Source organism: Niallia taxi, assembly GCF_004005475.1.
Classification (GTDB): domain Bacteria; phylum Bacillota; class Bacilli; order Bacillales; family Cytobacillaceae; genus Niallia; species Niallia taxi.
Genome location: NZ_RZTZ01000005.1, coordinates 305,012 through 319,082 on the forward strand (window position 1 = coordinate 305,012; position 14,071 = coordinate 319,082).

The 14,071-nt window shown below is 37.8% G+C and carries 18 protein-coding genes and 1 pseudogene; 14 read left to right on the plus strand and 5 right to left on the minus strand.

What is annotated here, in order from left to right:
* Nucleotides 1-99: 99 nt before the first annotated feature.
* Both EM808_RS15220 and EM808_RS15225 read left to right on the plus strand, forming a co-directional pair.
* Complete coding sequence (locus EM808_RS15220) at nucleotides 100-852, plus strand: DUF2087 domain-containing protein (RefSeq protein WP_127739050.1); 753 nt, start codon at nucleotides 100-102, stop codon at nucleotides 850-852.
* Between the two features lie 17 nt (nucleotides 853-869).
* A complete protein-coding gene (locus EM808_RS15225; RefSeq protein ID WP_127739051.1) occupies nucleotides 870-1,211 on the plus strand; it encodes a GIY-YIG nuclease family protein in 342 nt (113 codons plus the stop codon).
* A gap of 729 nt (nucleotides 1,212-1,940) precedes the next feature.
* On the opposite strand, the gene EM808_RS15230 is transcribed toward EM808_RS15225, so the two are convergent.
* The gene (locus EM808_RS15230; RefSeq protein ID WP_127739052.1) at nucleotides 1,941-2,525 is read right to left on the minus strand and encodes a hypothetical protein; all 585 of its coding nucleotides are present in this window, start codon (nucleotides 2,523-2,525) and stop codon (nucleotides 1,941-1,943) included.
* A gap of 568 nt (nucleotides 2,526-3,093) precedes the next feature.
* Between EM808_RS15230 and EM808_RS15235 the strand changes: the two genes are divergently transcribed.
* Nucleotides 3,094-3,609: a DinB family protein gene (locus EM808_RS15235; RefSeq protein WP_127739053.1), complete on the plus strand. Its 516-nt coding sequence runs from the start codon at nucleotides 3,094-3,096 to the stop codon at nucleotides 3,607-3,609.
* 157 nt (nucleotides 3,610-3,766) lie between these two features.
* A complete protein-coding gene (locus tag EM808_RS15240) occupies nucleotides 3,767-4,732 on the plus strand; it encodes a quinone oxidoreductase family protein (protein ID WP_127739054.1) in 966 nt (321 codons plus the stop codon).
* Between the two features lie 24 nt (nucleotides 4,733-4,756).
* Here the strand turns inward: EM808_RS15240 and EM808_RS15245 are convergent, their stop codons facing one another.
* Nucleotides 4,757-5,149: a GNAT family N-acetyltransferase gene (locus tag EM808_RS15245; RefSeq protein ID WP_127739055.1), complete on the minus strand. Its 393-nt coding sequence runs from the start codon at nucleotides 5,147-5,149 to the stop codon at nucleotides 4,757-4,759.
* 141 nt (nucleotides 5,150-5,290) lie between these two features.
* On the opposite strand from EM808_RS15245, the gene EM808_RS15250 reads away from it, so the two are divergent.
* From EM808_RS15250 to EM808_RS15265, 4 genes are read left to right on the plus strand one after another with little or no spacing between them, the layout of a single operon-like run.
* Nucleotides 5,291-5,674 carry an aminotransferase yhxA gene (locus tag EM808_RS15250; protein ID WP_235856622.1) on the plus strand — a complete coding sequence of 128 codons (384 nt, stop codon included), beginning with the start codon at nucleotides 5,291-5,293 and terminating at the stop codon, nucleotides 5,672-5,674.
* A gap of 25 nt (nucleotides 5,675-5,699) precedes the next feature.
* Complete coding sequence (locus EM808_RS15255) at nucleotides 5,700-6,098, plus strand: DUF350 domain-containing protein (RefSeq protein WP_127739056.1); 399 nt, start codon at nucleotides 5,700-5,702, stop codon at nucleotides 6,096-6,098.
* A gap of 15 nt (nucleotides 6,099-6,113) precedes the next feature.
* Complete coding sequence (locus EM808_RS15260; RefSeq protein ID WP_127739057.1) at nucleotides 6,114-6,569, plus strand: RNA helicase; 456 nt, start codon at nucleotides 6,114-6,116, stop codon at nucleotides 6,567-6,569.
* A gap of 2 nt (nucleotides 6,570-6,571) precedes the next feature.
* Entirely contained in the window at nucleotides 6,572-7,801 is a 1,230-nt protein-coding gene (locus EM808_RS15265) for a glutathionylspermidine synthase family protein (protein ID WP_127739058.1), read from the plus strand.
* A 55-nt stretch (nucleotides 7,802-7,856) separates the two neighbouring features.
* Here the strand turns inward: EM808_RS15265 and EM808_RS15270 are convergent, their stop codons facing one another.
* From EM808_RS15270 to EM808_RS15280, 3 genes are all read right to left on the minus strand, one after another.
* Nucleotides 7,857-8,123 (minus strand): hypothetical protein, encoded by a 267-nt coding sequence (locus tag EM808_RS15270; RefSeq protein WP_127739059.1) that lies wholly within the window; start codon nucleotides 8,121-8,123, stop codon nucleotides 7,857-7,859.
* A gap of 115 nt (nucleotides 8,124-8,238) precedes the next feature.
* Nucleotides 8,239-9,138 (minus strand): gluzincin family metallopeptidase, encoded by a 900-nt coding sequence (locus EM808_RS15275; RefSeq protein WP_164849671.1) that lies wholly within the window; start codon nucleotides 9,136-9,138, stop codon nucleotides 8,239-8,241.
* Between the two features lie 17 nt (nucleotides 9,139-9,155).
* A complete protein-coding gene (locus EM808_RS15280) occupies nucleotides 9,156-9,350 on the minus strand; it encodes a hypothetical protein (protein WP_127739061.1) in 195 nt (64 codons plus the stop codon).
* Nucleotides 9,351-9,598: 248 nt separating this feature from the next.
* Here EM808_RS15280 and EM808_RS15285 point away from each other — a divergent pair, with 248 nt between their 5' ends.
* From EM808_RS15285 to EM808_RS15310, 6 genes and pseudogenes are all read left to right on the plus strand, one after another.
* Nucleotides 9,599-9,790, plus strand: a complete 192-nt coding sequence (locus tag EM808_RS15285; protein WP_127739062.1) for a GntT/GntP/DsdX family permease — start codon at nucleotides 9,599-9,601, stop codon at nucleotides 9,788-9,790.
* A gap of 19 nt (nucleotides 9,791-9,809) precedes the next feature.
* Nucleotides 9,810-10,258 (plus strand): annotated as a pseudogene (gene rpiB, locus EM808_RS15290) (ribose 5-phosphate isomerase B).
* A 21-nt stretch (nucleotides 10,259-10,279) separates the two neighbouring features.
* The gene (locus EM808_RS15295; RefSeq protein ID WP_127739063.1) at nucleotides 10,280-11,221 is read left to right on the plus strand and encodes an ATP-dependent 6-phosphofructokinase; all 942 of its coding nucleotides are present in this window, start codon (nucleotides 10,280-10,282) and stop codon (nucleotides 11,219-11,221) included.
* 341 nt (nucleotides 11,222-11,562) lie between these two features.
* Nucleotides 11,563-12,210 (plus strand): DUF4352 domain-containing protein, encoded by a 648-nt coding sequence (locus EM808_RS15300; RefSeq protein WP_127739064.1) that lies wholly within the window; start codon nucleotides 11,563-11,565, stop codon nucleotides 12,208-12,210.
* A gap of 168 nt (nucleotides 12,211-12,378) precedes the next feature.
* Nucleotides 12,379-13,296, plus strand: coding sequence for an ATP-binding cassette domain-containing protein (locus tag EM808_RS15305; protein ID WP_127739065.1), 918 nt, complete (start codon nucleotides 12,379-12,381; stop codon nucleotides 13,294-13,296).
* Nucleotides 13,289-14,068: an ABC transporter permease gene (locus EM808_RS15310; protein WP_127739066.1), complete on the plus strand. Its 780-nt coding sequence runs from the start codon at nucleotides 13,289-13,291 to the stop codon at nucleotides 14,066-14,068. Before EM808_RS15305 ends, EM808_RS15310 begins: the two co-directional genes overlap by 8 nt.
* Nucleotides 14,069-14,071: the final 3 nt, after the last annotated feature.

Below are 14,071 nucleotides of genomic sequence, written 5' to 3' on the forward strand. Positions count from 1 at the left end.
TTTATGGCGTTGACATTTTCATAACAATTACATAAAATAAAAACAAACAAATTTAAGTTTTGTTTATAAAAATACAAACTTTTAATTGGAGTGTTTGTTATGAATGAGGATGTTTTTAGTAATGCATCACTTGAGGAATTGAAAAAAGGCTATAAAGAGGAAACGGATGCCTTTGTGTGCCTTTTATGTGGTGAAGTAATTGAAAAAGGGATTATTTATCCTTACCAAGAGATGTTATACGAGGCAGAAAGATATATGAAGCTTCATATTGAAAGAAATCATCAATCTGTTTTTGCCTATTTAATCGGTCTTGATAAGAAAATTACAGGATTAACCGAGCATCAAAGCAATCTGTTGGGCTTGTTTTATCAAGGGAAAAGCGATGTGGAAGTACAAAAGGAGCTGGAAATTGGCAGTGCCTCGACGATTCGTCATCATCGGTTTGTGTTGAAGGAAAAGGAAAGACAGGCAAAAACGTTTCTTGCTTTAATGGAGCTGTTAAAGGAAAAGGATAATCATGCACCAAGCTTCATACCAGTCCACAAGACAGCAAAAATGGTAGATGACCGTTATAACATCACAGAGGAAGAGCAGGAGAAAACAGTCCGCAAGTATTTTGAGGACCAGCAGGAGGCAAGGCTGAAGAAATTCCCGCTAAAGGAAAAGCAACGCCTTATTATTTTGCGAGAAATCATTAAACATATAGACAATGACAAGACTTACAGCGAAAAGGCATTAAATGATATTTTGAAGCCAATTTATGAAGATTATGTTCTAATCCGCAGATTATTAATTGAGTACGGTTTTATCGACAGAAAAGATGACGGAAGCGAGTATTGGGTTAAAAAATAAACAAGCAGGTGAAATAAATGGACAGAAAAAAGGAATTGAAGCAGCTTTATAAGGAAACGCCGATCGAGGCAGGTATTTACCTCATTAAAAATACGGAAAATGGCAAGCTGTTTGTCGGAAGCACACGAAATCTCAAAACATTAAACGGTGTGAAATTCAGCTTGGAAAACGGCGGGCATATGAACAAGCAGCTTGTTGCAGAGTGGAAGCAGTTCGGAAAGGATACGTTTACTTTTGAGGTATTGGAAGTCTTAAAGAAAAAGGACGATCCGTATTTTAATGAAAAAGAGGAATTAGGCAAGCTTGAGGAAAAGTGGCTCGAGGAGCTGCAGCCATTTGGTGGACGAGGCTATAATTAAGAAGTGGCTGGGACAAAACAAAAGATAACCTTTCTAAACAAGAATAATAAAATTACATCTAAATTTGAAAAATGAAGCACGATTAAATAGAATATGGGTTTAAAATTAGTTCGTTTCGTTTCGTTTCGTTGCGCTACAGCCACTCGCTTTCCGCGGGGAGGAAGCTGAGCCTCCTCGTCTACGCCTGCGGGGTCTCAGCCTTTCCTCTATTTCCCGCAGGAGTCGAGTGTCCTCCGCTCCATTCCACTAAGATTTCTAATCATTGTGTCAAAACTAAAAAACACGAAAATCTGAACTATTTAATCATTTGTTGACTAAGTAGTTCGCATTTTAAGTAGATTCACATACTTTTGTCCAAGCCTCTTTTTTATTTTGTGAAAGTATATAGGGTGTCACTTTAGGAGTTATTTTTCATTTAGTTTAGGTGTTGATTTGCACTAAAAACGTTTTAATATTGCTATGTCTTGTTTAACTAACACTTCCTTTAACGCAATAAGAAAAATGACCGCCGAAGCAATCATTTCTTTAACTCATGCATCCATTACTTTAATATGCACATTGCACTTTTTTAAAACTTTCATTTTTCTACTCAGAGAAAGCTTAAAAAAATTCATATAAGAAGCATGCCTATACTGTATTGTATTTCCCTTTTAACAAATTATAGGGATTATGCAGCAGCCCCTCAGTCCTTTATTTTAACTATGTTGGCTTAATATTTCGGGTAATATATTAGTCTTTTAGTAAAAAATCTTTCTTGATTTTTTCAATATTCCTACTGGTTATTTCTGCAATATATTTCAATAGGCCATCATAATTTTCAACATTATTGAGTTTTTTGAATTTCTCTACATGTCCCTCAAAACTTCTAAAATATTCACTTTGATAATTTGGGTTGTTATAAATTTTAATAAATTCAAGATAATCTTTTGTAGACATCTTATTTTTAATTTGAATAAGAATATCATTCCAATTATTAATTCTTTTTTTATGTATAGGCTTTTTTACGCCAATTCCCCTTTTTTCCTCATTTTTTATCTGTTGGATAAATTGTTCAATTTCATCTATATATTGAAAAAGTTCATTCCTATTTTGATTATCCAATTCCGTTAGTATTTTAGTTTTATAATGTAAATAACTATTATGCCTTGGATGCAATTTGTCGTTTGTTTTGGATTCTTTTTTCCACTTTTTTGCTGCTCCTCCAATACTACCTACAACACCTATAATTGCCCCAATCTCTTTTTTGTTGTCTTTAACGAATTTCCCTGTTTTTTTAACACCTTCAATAACTGGTCCAATTGGTATATTAGACATAATTGTCCCCCTTAAGATTGCGAAATAATAGGTTTTTTGATGACATATTCATCAACTATTATGGGTATCTACTCATGGATATTCGACGGTAGAAAGAGCATTTCCTTCTAAAAATAACCTGCCATGTTAGTTCCCAAAGAACTTAATAAACCTTTTTCCTTTAAATACTTTAGTTATTACAGGGACTTTGCCAACTTAATGGTTTTTTTATATCCACTCAGTAAATAAGACTAGGATAACCTATTCTTGGTAATAGTTGTGTAACGTGCTCTTAGAAATAAACAAGAATGATTAAAAAGTTTTCACAGAACAAAATGAAAAAAGGCATTTAAATGGTATTTTTCATTTTGCTCGTTTTTATTATTTTTCAAGTATTAACTAGAAAGTAAAACTGGACTGTACAGCTTAAAACATGGTGTGAAAAATATAAAATCAGCTTACCCGTTTTATATATTGTATATATTGGCAGCTATATTGTAATTAGTGTCTTTATTTAGATTCCTTTCAGGAAGGGAAAAGCGGAAAAAGGCAGAATCAAATAAGAGAGATAAAAAAAGGAGTGACAGGAATGAAACCAGCAATTACCGAATATCCAGAGCACTATCGAAATTACGTTAACTTAGTGCCAGAAGGAGACATTATTCAAATCATAGAAAGTCAGCTTGAGGATACAAAGAGTCTGCTCGCAGGCATAACAAAGGAGCAGGCTGACTTTAGATATGCGGAAGGGAAATGGAGTGTTTTAGAGGTTGTCGGTCATGTGATGGATACGGAAAGAATTATGAATTACCGCATTTTACGAATGGCAAGAGGCGACCAAACACCACTTTCCGGGTATGATGATGAAAGGTATGTGGAAGCGTCCTTCTTTTCAAGCAGAACAATTGCAGATCTTTTGGCAGAATGGACGATTGTGAGAGCAGCTACTGTTGCCTTGCTGAAAGGTTTGCCAAAGGATGCTTGGACAAGAACAGGATTTGCTAATAATGGTGAGTTTACCGTCAACTCTATCGCCTATATTATTGCAGGTCATGAGCGCCATCATGCTGGGCTGTTGAAGTCGAGATATTTGCTTGAAGCTTAATAAAGGTTTATTGCAACAGCACAGGGACTGGAGTCAATTCAGTCCCTTTTTTAAATTCCTAAATCGAAACTCCCGATGATTACCATAGATATATTCCGCTTTTGTGAAGGATGTGGACATAATAAAATAAAAGGAGCAAGAAAAGGAGGTTTTTAAAATGAAGGCATTATGCTTTATGGAATTTGGCCCGAAGGAAGTGCTAAAGCTGATGGAGGTGCCAGATCCCCTCATCCATGAGCAGGAGATAATCGTTCGAACAAAAGCAATTGGCGTAAATTATGCAGATATATACAGAAGGAAGGGCAATTACCATCTTGAAGGGGAACCGCCGTACATTCTAGGTTATGAAGGGGCAGGAATTGTAGAAGCAATTGGTGCTGGTGTGAAGGATATTAACATAGGTGACCGCATTGCTTTTGCAGATGTTCCTTACGCAAATGCTGAATTAGTGGCAGTCCCCTTCGATAAAGCGATTCCTGTACCTAATGATATTACTTTTGAAGAAGCGGCAGCAGTTTTACTTCAAGGGTTAACAGCCGGGTATTTGACTGCAGACAGCTTTAATGTGAAACAAGGAGACTTCGTGGTTGTTCACTCAGCCGCTGGAGGTGTTGGGCAGCTGCTTGTGCAATTGGCGAAGCTGAAAGGCGCGGTAGTTATTGCGATCGCTTCGACATCAGAGAAGGTGGCAGCAGCAAAAAAAGCAGGAGCAGATCATACACTAACATATGATGGCGACTGGACTGCTTCAGTTAAGAAGCTGACAGACAATAAAGGCGCAGATGTTGTTTATGATGCTGTTGGGGCAACGTTAATGCAGAGCTTTGAAGCAGCAAAAACTGGCGGGACGGTCGTATTTTACGGGATGGCTGGAGGAGATCCGCCATTGATTGATCCGCGTATGCTCATGGATACAAGCAAAACGTTAACAGGAGGAGATTTATGGAATGTCCTCCAAACTAGAGCAGACAGAATCAGCCGTTCTGGTGAACTGTTTCAGCTAATGGCAGCAAATCGGCTCCTGCTCCCGCCGATAACTACTTTTCCGTTAAGTGAGGGACAAGCTGCTCATGGTTTATTGGAAAGCAGAGAAAACATCGGAAAAATAATCCTCCTGCCATAATGGCTGGAGGATTATTAGTAGTTATCAATCCAAATAAAGCACGCCACCTGATGAGACAGTAAACCCAGTTGTTCTGTAAAAGTTGGCATTATACTCATCAAAGGAAACTGTCAAAATGCCTAATCCAAAGCTTTTTGCCTCTTCAATTAAAGCCTTCACAAGCTTCACGCCAATTCCTTGCTTCTGCTTGCTTGGGTGAACAATAATATCCTCGACATATCCATGCTCAAGTCCCATCCCGCAAACATAGCCGAAAGCGATTAGCTTCCCGGTTTCATCCCGTGCTCCTGCCCAGAAATTACATCTTTCAAATAAGGCAGGATAATCCTTGTCCCGTCTGCCCCAGCCGACAGCCTCCCGCAAATCTGGGACTTCATTATCCTGAATCGAAAGATTGACTATTATTTGCACCTGCATTCGCTCCACACCATTCCTAAAAACCCTGCTATAAAGCTATTATAAAGGAATAAATTTAGGTCACCGACTATTTTTTTGCAAAAATAGAATCTTTATGAAGATCCATTCGTATAGTTACATCATGAGAGTGGGGTGATTAGCATGGGAAAAACAAAAACAGTCATGACAGGCATTTTATCAACGGCTGTCCTTATTGGTATTACAGGCTGCAGCAGCAGTGGAACAGCGACAGGCAATTCAAACAGCAATAGTGATATCCCGCCAGTACCAGATGATACGAACTGTACAAATTGGGAATGGGATGATGATGATGGCGTTTGGGAATGTGAGGACAGCAATTCCCGCTATTACGGCCATTATTTTTATGGCGGAAAATATTATAATTCCAAGTCATCCTTGTTGAAAAATACAAGCTACAAGAAGCAACAGCAATCAAGCAGCTCCAGTTCGAGTGTGAGCGGCGGTAGTGACTCTACAAACAAAAGCAGTGGCTTCGGAAGCGGGAAGAAGAGCTACGGAGGCTAATTAATGTTAGAGAGGAAGTGTAAATGTGAACTTATATCTTAATTTCGGTTCTTATTTAGGAGTAGCAATCTTGCTGCTTGTCATCGGTATTCTGTTATTTATGTTAAGTACACCAAAAATAAATGAAATGAGGCTTATCGCTGAAAAAAACGTCAGTGCAGCACTGTTGCTTGGCGGTAAGGTGATTGGACTTGCGATTGTATTAGGAGCGGCAGCTGAATATTCTGTTTCACTTATAGATATGGCAATCTGGGGGGCAATCGGAATTGTATCGCAAATTATCGTATTTGTGCTGGCAGAGGTTGTGACAATCCGCTTTAGCATCAGCAATGCTATTAAAGAAGATAATCGGGCAGTCGGTGTTATGCTGTTTTCATTGTCGCTTGCAATTGGCTGGATTGTGGCGAAATGTCTGTCCTATTAATGAAGGAGATGCAAAGTGAAGAAACTGACGTATTTTATTGATAAAGGAAACGGCCAATACGACCCGTTTTATGAATATGATGTTCGGGATGTCGGTGTTGATGAGCTCTATGCAAGGCAATTATGCACATACCTCATCTTAAGAGGACAGCAATATGAGCTTGTTTCCAATGAGATGGATGGCAATGAAGAGATACTCGTTATCGAGGATAGAGGCAGAAATGTATCGGTTCTCGATGAAAAGAGCTACAGAGGCCAAGGTATTCATATAGAGTTCAGGAACCATCTGGAAGCAGATAACTATAAGCTAATATCTCATATCCCGATTGCAAGCCATTTTGAGGTAATCCGCTATTTACTGAAGGATATCATTGATGTGCCTAATGTTGGTCAAATGGAGGTATCATCAACAGAAATCGATGAGGACAGAGGCGTTTATGTCTTGTACGTAAAGGATTTGGAGGAGGAGTAAGGATGGATCGCCATATAATGAACAGAAGGCGCTTCTATTCACAAATAGACAGCTTTTGGGCAGACCTGTATGGGGAGGAGTATGCCCTTTATGATATGCACTTGCTAGAAAGAAAAGAGGTCGAAAAGATCCGTCTTATCAGTGAAAGGGTTGGTCATATTTTCTTCAAGGCATGGAGGCTTTTGAAGGAGGTACCAGACAGAACGTTTCGGGAAATGGGCTTCCCGGAGGAAGTGTTTTCCTTCCTGCGCCTTGAAACGATAGAGCAGGCCAGCGTCATTTCAAGGCTAGATTTAATTCCTTATAACAACAGCTATAAATGCATTGAAATCAACGCAGATACGCCAACCTTTATTAAGGAGCTGTTTTCCACAAATGCCGAAGTTTGTGCTGAGTTCCATGTGGAAAATCCAAATGCAGGCATGGAGGAGGCATTAGGAAAAGCTGTTCGCACCGCGATACAAGCTGCAGCGAAAACAAGTGGCAAGGCCAGTCCAACTGTTGCCTTCACTGCACATGATGACAACATCGAAGATAAGGAAACCATACTATATTTACTGGAAATCTCAGAGACAATTGGTACATACATACCGCTGCATATGCTGCAAATTGAAAGAGGAAAAGGGTTATTTGATGTGGCTGGAAATCAGATTGATATTTTGTACAGACAAACCTTTCCGATTGAAAACCTTATCCTTGATGAGGATGAGGAGGAAAATAAAATCGGCATTTGGCTGTTAGAGTTAGTCGAGGAAGGAAAGCTGTCCATTATCAATCCTCCGTCCGCATTCCTTCTGCAAAACAAGGCAGTTCAAGCAGTGATTTGGAGCCTTCATGAGGAACAGCACGCCTTCTTTACAGAAGAAGAGCATCAGTGGATAGAAAATTACTTTTTGCCAACCTATTTAGAGCCAGATCCATTTATAGAACGAAACACAGCATATGTGAAAAAGCCGGCATTTGGCAGAGAAGGAGACACTGTTGAAATCTACAAAGGTAGCGGCAAACTATCAACCGCAGACCCACAGCAGTCATATACCGACTTCCTGCCAGTCTACCAACAATATGTCGAGCATCCAAAAGCACCAATCAAAACAGAAAAAGGCAAGCAAGAAGCAAACCTTCTCGTCGGCAGCTTCCTCCTCGACGGAAAGCCATCAGCCATCGGACTTCGAGCCGGAGGGACGATAACGAATAATTTATCTTATTATCTTCCAGTTGGCATTGGTTGATAAGTAGGATATTCGATAAAAAGGAAAGAGTGGTAGTTGCGAAACTACCACTCTTTTACGTTGCTTTTGGCCTTCTTACAAACACGAAAGAAGATGATGCAAACAGGAAAAGGAATATGGCAAATAGTCCGTATGCCGCACCCTCAAAACCTCTAATATTCTCAAATCCAATGTAGAACAGCACAATCGCAATGACTATTGTTGTAAGCCCCGGTAACAACTTTACAAATAAGGATACGCTTTTTTTACTAAGCCACCAAGTAATGAGCAGGATACATATACCTGGAATACAGGCTATTAATAATGGACCAAAAAGCATCATCACTAATCCCTCCAATAATATTTACGCTATATGGATAGTTTAACATAAAATTCCAAATAAACTTGAGGTTTTATTGGTGTTTTTTTACCAGAAGGATGCTTTAAAGCCCTATTTTCTACGAAATAAAAAAAATAATATTATCTTTATCTTGTTGACTAAGATCAGAAACAGATGTATCTATATAGGTCAGCCATTCCTCCTCTAGCTCTGTCAAAGACTTGTTTAATACAGTGGAAACAGAGGCTTCCAAATTCTCCGTATTATAAATTTTGAATAGTTCTTCAAAAGAGTATTGATTAATGATGAATTGGATAAAGGAACCTGCTTCTACATAACTAATCCAAGTTTCATAACTCGTTTGAGTGTTACCTTCAATACTGAAATAATTCATGGCTGTTTCGGGATTACCCAGTTTACTTAGGCTAATGACCTCTTGTTTCCCCTTAAGATATTTGACAATCTTATCAGGATTAACAGAGTTATTGGGAAAAACACTTTTATCTGGTTCTAAATAAAACTGCAAAAAAACAGCCAAACCTTCTTGTGTAAGAAAACCATAATTACCATAAAACTCATTGTTATCGCTGTTTCCAAACCCAAACAACGTATGTGAAAGCTCATGTACTAATAAATAATTATCACTATACATGTTGTATAATACAACTTTGTTCTTTTGAGCATAGCTAATTAAATTACTTTTATTAAGCTCGATCATTATTTTCTTTGGTGGAGTATAAGTAGGAGAGTCATTTAACTCCACCATTTTTTTATAGACTATTTTTAATTCATCTGTAAGTTTATTTATTTTATTAGAGCTTAATCCACTGTTAATGATTACAAACTTCCTGTTTTCATCATTAACGCTTATGTTCAGCTCTCTTTGTTCAATAAGCCCATCTTCATTATATGTATCGCTTACAGCTTCGGTTTGTCTATTAACAAGCAGTAAGGCAGCCATAATTAATGAAATAAGTAATATAATGACTAAACTTCTTTTAAATATGCTGTTCTTCATCTTCAACAATTTAATCCTTACCTCTTATGTTTATTTTGATATATATAATCATTTGATTTTGCAGAATAATAGTTAGTTATTCCACCAATAATTAATATGGCAAAAGACCCTATTCCAAAACCAATTTGATATTTACCAACAATAATAAACCCAACCGTACTAATGATTAATAATGTAATCAAAATAATGAAAAAAACCTTAAGTTTATTCAAGCAAATTCCCTCTCAACAAGTTATTTTGACAATCAATATATATATAATATTAACATAAATGTCAAAAAATTAGAAATTAACGAAAAATAACTTTAGTTGATAATGATTGGAATATTAATATCGTGGAATAGTACACGAGTGTTGTGTAATAAATAGAATGCTTTATTTTGTTTTTGATACTACTATTGAAAATTAAAGTACAATGGAGCTACTTGTTTAGTACAGTGTAAACAGATGCTTCAAAATGTTTGGCGCTAGTAACGTTAGCAATAGGCTGTGGCGGTACAATATGCTCCCATGTAAATGATGCTGCATTTTGGATTGTAAAGGAATATTCAGGCATGACATTAAAAGAAACATTCGGAACATATACCGTTCTTTCGACGATTTCTTCTGTCATTGGACTGGTTTGCACACTGATATTAGACTTATTTGTATAAATATATCGGAGGGATTACAATGAAAATAGCAATTGGATGTGACCATGGCGGAGATAATTTAAGACCAAGCATTGCGGAATATTTACAGGAATTAGGGCATGATGTAATAGAGTATTCACCTAAGTCAGGGGAAAGTACAGACTATCCTCAATATGGAAAAATGGTACAGAAGATGTTGTTGCAAACAAAGTAGACGCGGGTATCTTAATTTGCGGAACTGGTGTCGGCATATCAATCGCTGCTAATAAGGTTAAAGGAATCCGAGCAGTTGTCTGCAGTGAGCCTGCAACAGCAAGACTATCGAAACAGCATAACAATACGAATATTTTAGCCTTTGGCGGCAGAATAGTCGGCAGTGTATTAGCAAAGGAAATCGTGAAGGCATGGTTAGATGCAGAGTTTGAGGGAGGCAGGCATGCAAGAAGAATTGGCATGATTGCAGATATGGAAGAAGAATCTCTATGCTAACAAGGATCGGAGGAATAGGGAATGAAGAAGCTCGCAGTCATTACGAGCGGCGGTGACGCACCAGGAATGAATGCTGCCCTTTTTGGAGTCGTGAAGGCAGCAGCCAGACATGATATAGAGGTTTTCGGTTGTGTAAATGGCTATATTGGCATTATTAAAGAAGAATTTATGCTGTTAACAGAAGCAGAGCTATTTAAGGTCATTGATGTTGGCGGAACCATTCTCGGCACCCAACGATTTCCCGAATTTGCAGAAAAGGAAATCCAGACAAAAGCAGTCGATATCTTAAAGAAGCATGAAATAGATGGGTTAGCTGTAATCGGCGGGGACGGCAGTTATCATGGAGCAAGGGCTTTGTCGCAATTAGGCTTTCCTGTTGCCGCCATTCCTGGCACGATAGATAATGATATCGCCTTGACTGATATCACACTCGGCTTTCACACAGCCGTAGAAAATGCGGTGGATGCCATTGATAAAGTAAAAACATCAGCAGCAAGCCATAAACATATTTTCGGGATAGAAGTGATGGGACGGCAAGCCTCTGATATTGCGATCTGGGCAGGACTGGCAACTGCCGCTGACGGCATTATCGGAACGAACAACGACTGGAATTTAGAGAAAGTGCTAAAAGGAATAAAAATGTCTGCTGGAAAAAGCCAAATATATATTTTAGCAGAGGGAGCCATTAGTGCAGATCAATTTAAAGCCGAAATTGAAAGTCACTCTGAATATAAAGTCCATCCATTAGTACTTGGTCATATTCAACGAGGCGGTAAACCATCTGTTACAGACCGGATTATGGGGATAAAATTTGGAGAGCAAAGTGTAAACACTCTGCTTGAAGGCAGGACGGGTGTTTGCCTTGCTGTTCAAAACAATCAAATTGTGGAGTTAGAATTGGATAAGGTGCTTCATGCTTCTAATAACAAACCGTTTCTTCCTTTTGTATCTCAAAATATTTGAATTAACAGATTTAAATAATATCCATTCTCTGTAAAGAGTTTTTTTACGTAAGAGCAAAATTTAACTTAAGAGGAGCATATGAACGGACATTAAAATGTTTAATTTCTCGTAAGCGTTACCAAGTGATCATTTAACTCACCAAACCAAGGGTGAGTTTTATTTGTTTTCTTCGCTGTCATTAAAAGTGTTTTACTATGCTAACATATTAATAAAAATAAAACATGACTAAATACCTATTTTTTATAGCGGGCTAGAACTTTTTTCATAAAAAATATCCAAATTTTTATAAGATATAGTATTATATGTATGCATACATATAACTATTAGGGGGAAACAAAGAAATGGCATCAAAGTTAGTACCATGTAAGGCATGTAATCAAGAAATCGCAAAAGGAGTAAAAAAATGTCCTAATTGCGGTAAGGACCAACGTAACTGGTTTATGAGACACAAATTCTTATCCTTTATTGGAATAATAATCATTATTGCAGTAATCAGCTCACTTGGTGGTGGGGGCGGAGATGACAAAGCAGCTCCAGCATCTGGAAAAGCTTCTGAAACTAAGTCTGATGAGAAAATATATAAAGTAAATGATACTGTAACAGTTGACGATAAAGCAGAAGTAGTTGTAACAAAAGTTGAAGAGAAAGACAATGTTGGGAATGAGTATGTAAATAAAGATGTTTCTGATGGCGGTGTATTCGTAGCAGTTCAATTGACAGTGAAAAACGTATCTGACAAGCCACTTAGCATGTTCTCTACACCATCATTTAAATTAGTGGATGAGAAAGGTACAGAATACGATGCTGATATTGACGCCTCTTCTAACTATTCGATTGAAACAGATATTGATAACTCCAAGATCGCAAGTGACCTAAACCCTGGTATTAAGGTAACAGATGTACAAGTATATGAAATCTCTAAAGATGCTTATGCTAAAGGTAAGTGGTATTTATCTATTAGTGGTGACGAAAAAGTCGAAATTAAGTAATATAAAAAAGGGCACTGTATTATATAGTGCTATAGGCTGTCGGGAAACTCGACAGCCTATTTTTTTATTTCCACTCATTTTCTTTATACTTTCTTTATACTTTTCTAGATAAATTATTTAAACCTGTCATTTATTCTAAGTTCATTATAGCGGAAAGGGCGATTAACAATGGCAGAAACAATTCTTAAAGCCACGAATATTACAAAATTATATGGCAAGCATAAAGCGCTTGATAAGGTTTCAATTGAAATTAAACGAGGAATGATTTACGGGATGATTGGGGAGAACGGTGCCGGGAAATCAACCTTTATGCGGATTATTATGGGGCTAATCACGATTAAGGAGGGCGACATGGAGCTGTTTGGTGAAACTGGGATGAAGGGCTTGCAGCTTGCAAGACGGAAAATGGGGCAATCCATTGAAACGCCTGCACTTTACCCAGAATTAACGGCTCGTGATAATTTGAAGGTACAAGCGGCAAATGGTGGTGTCAGTGAACGGGAGGTCGAGGACTTATTAAGACTAATGAACCTGAGTCATACTGGCAAAAAGAAGGCGAAGAATTTTTCGTTAGGAATGCGGCAGCGGTTAGCTATTGCGTCTACACTTATAACAAATCCGGAATTTCTTATTTTAGATGAGCCAACAAACGGGCTTGATCCGTCAGGTATAGTGGAAATGCGTGAAATTATTCAGCGTTTAGTGACAGAACGCGGCATTACTGTGTTACTTTCAAGTCACTTGCTTGATGAACTCTCCCAAATCGCCACACATTATGGTATTTTGCATGAAGGCAAGCTCATCAGTGAGTTTGCCCGTGAGGAGCTAGCAACGAAAACCCGTCAATACATTGAGCTAGAAACAACAGAGGTTCAAAAGGCTGTTGTCATATTAGATGAATTAGGAATAAAAGATTATGCAGTCATTAATGGAACAGAAATTAGCATTTATGAACAATTAGAGGCTGTTGCGAGCATTAACCGGTCATTAGTATTAGCGGATATTAATGTTTTGCGCATTGGTGTGACTAGACAAAAACTCGAAGATTATTTCTTGCAATTAACAGGAGGTGCCACACATGCTTAATCTTTTAACAGCGGAAAGAATCAAGCTGCTTCACAGTAAAAAATTATGGGTTGTATTAGCAATTTTAACGGTGCTTCCGATCCTGCAGGTTATAAATACGAAATGGAATGTTAGTAATGGGGCAAAGCTTGTTCAAGCAATCGATACAGTCGTTAATGGAGCAACAAGTATTTTGATGATGGAGAAAAATGCTTTAACGATTTTGCTCATCATCAGCGCCTTTATTAGTTTTTTTATTGGTGAAGAATTTCAAAATGGGACAATTCGTAATGCCTTATCATTAGGCCGCAGCCGCACACATTATTATCTGTCAAAATTGATTATGGCCGCAGCTCTTTCACTTATTGGTGTGATCATCATGACAGGACTCGGTATGGCAGGCTTCTCTACTGTTTTTGGCTTTGGGGAAATTGCGCATATCAGTGATTACACTTCGTTTATGATTAAATCATTTAGTACATTATATCTGCTCCTATTGGCGAACGTTTCTATCTATATTTTCATTACCTTTTTAACAAAAAGTACTGGAATTTCTCTTATTTGGAGCTTTCTTTATACGATGGGAACAGGCTTTGGCGCAGGCATATTTCAGCAAACGGAGCATTTTAAGGAGCTTACCTTTTGGTTCACAGAATCATTCTTGTTTTATGCTGATTTTGCCGCACCAATAGATATCGCAAAATATCCTAATATGGTATTAGTAAGTGTGATTACAATCGTGGTATCATCAACTTTAGGAATCCTTCTGTTTAAACGAACAGACATAAAGTAGGGG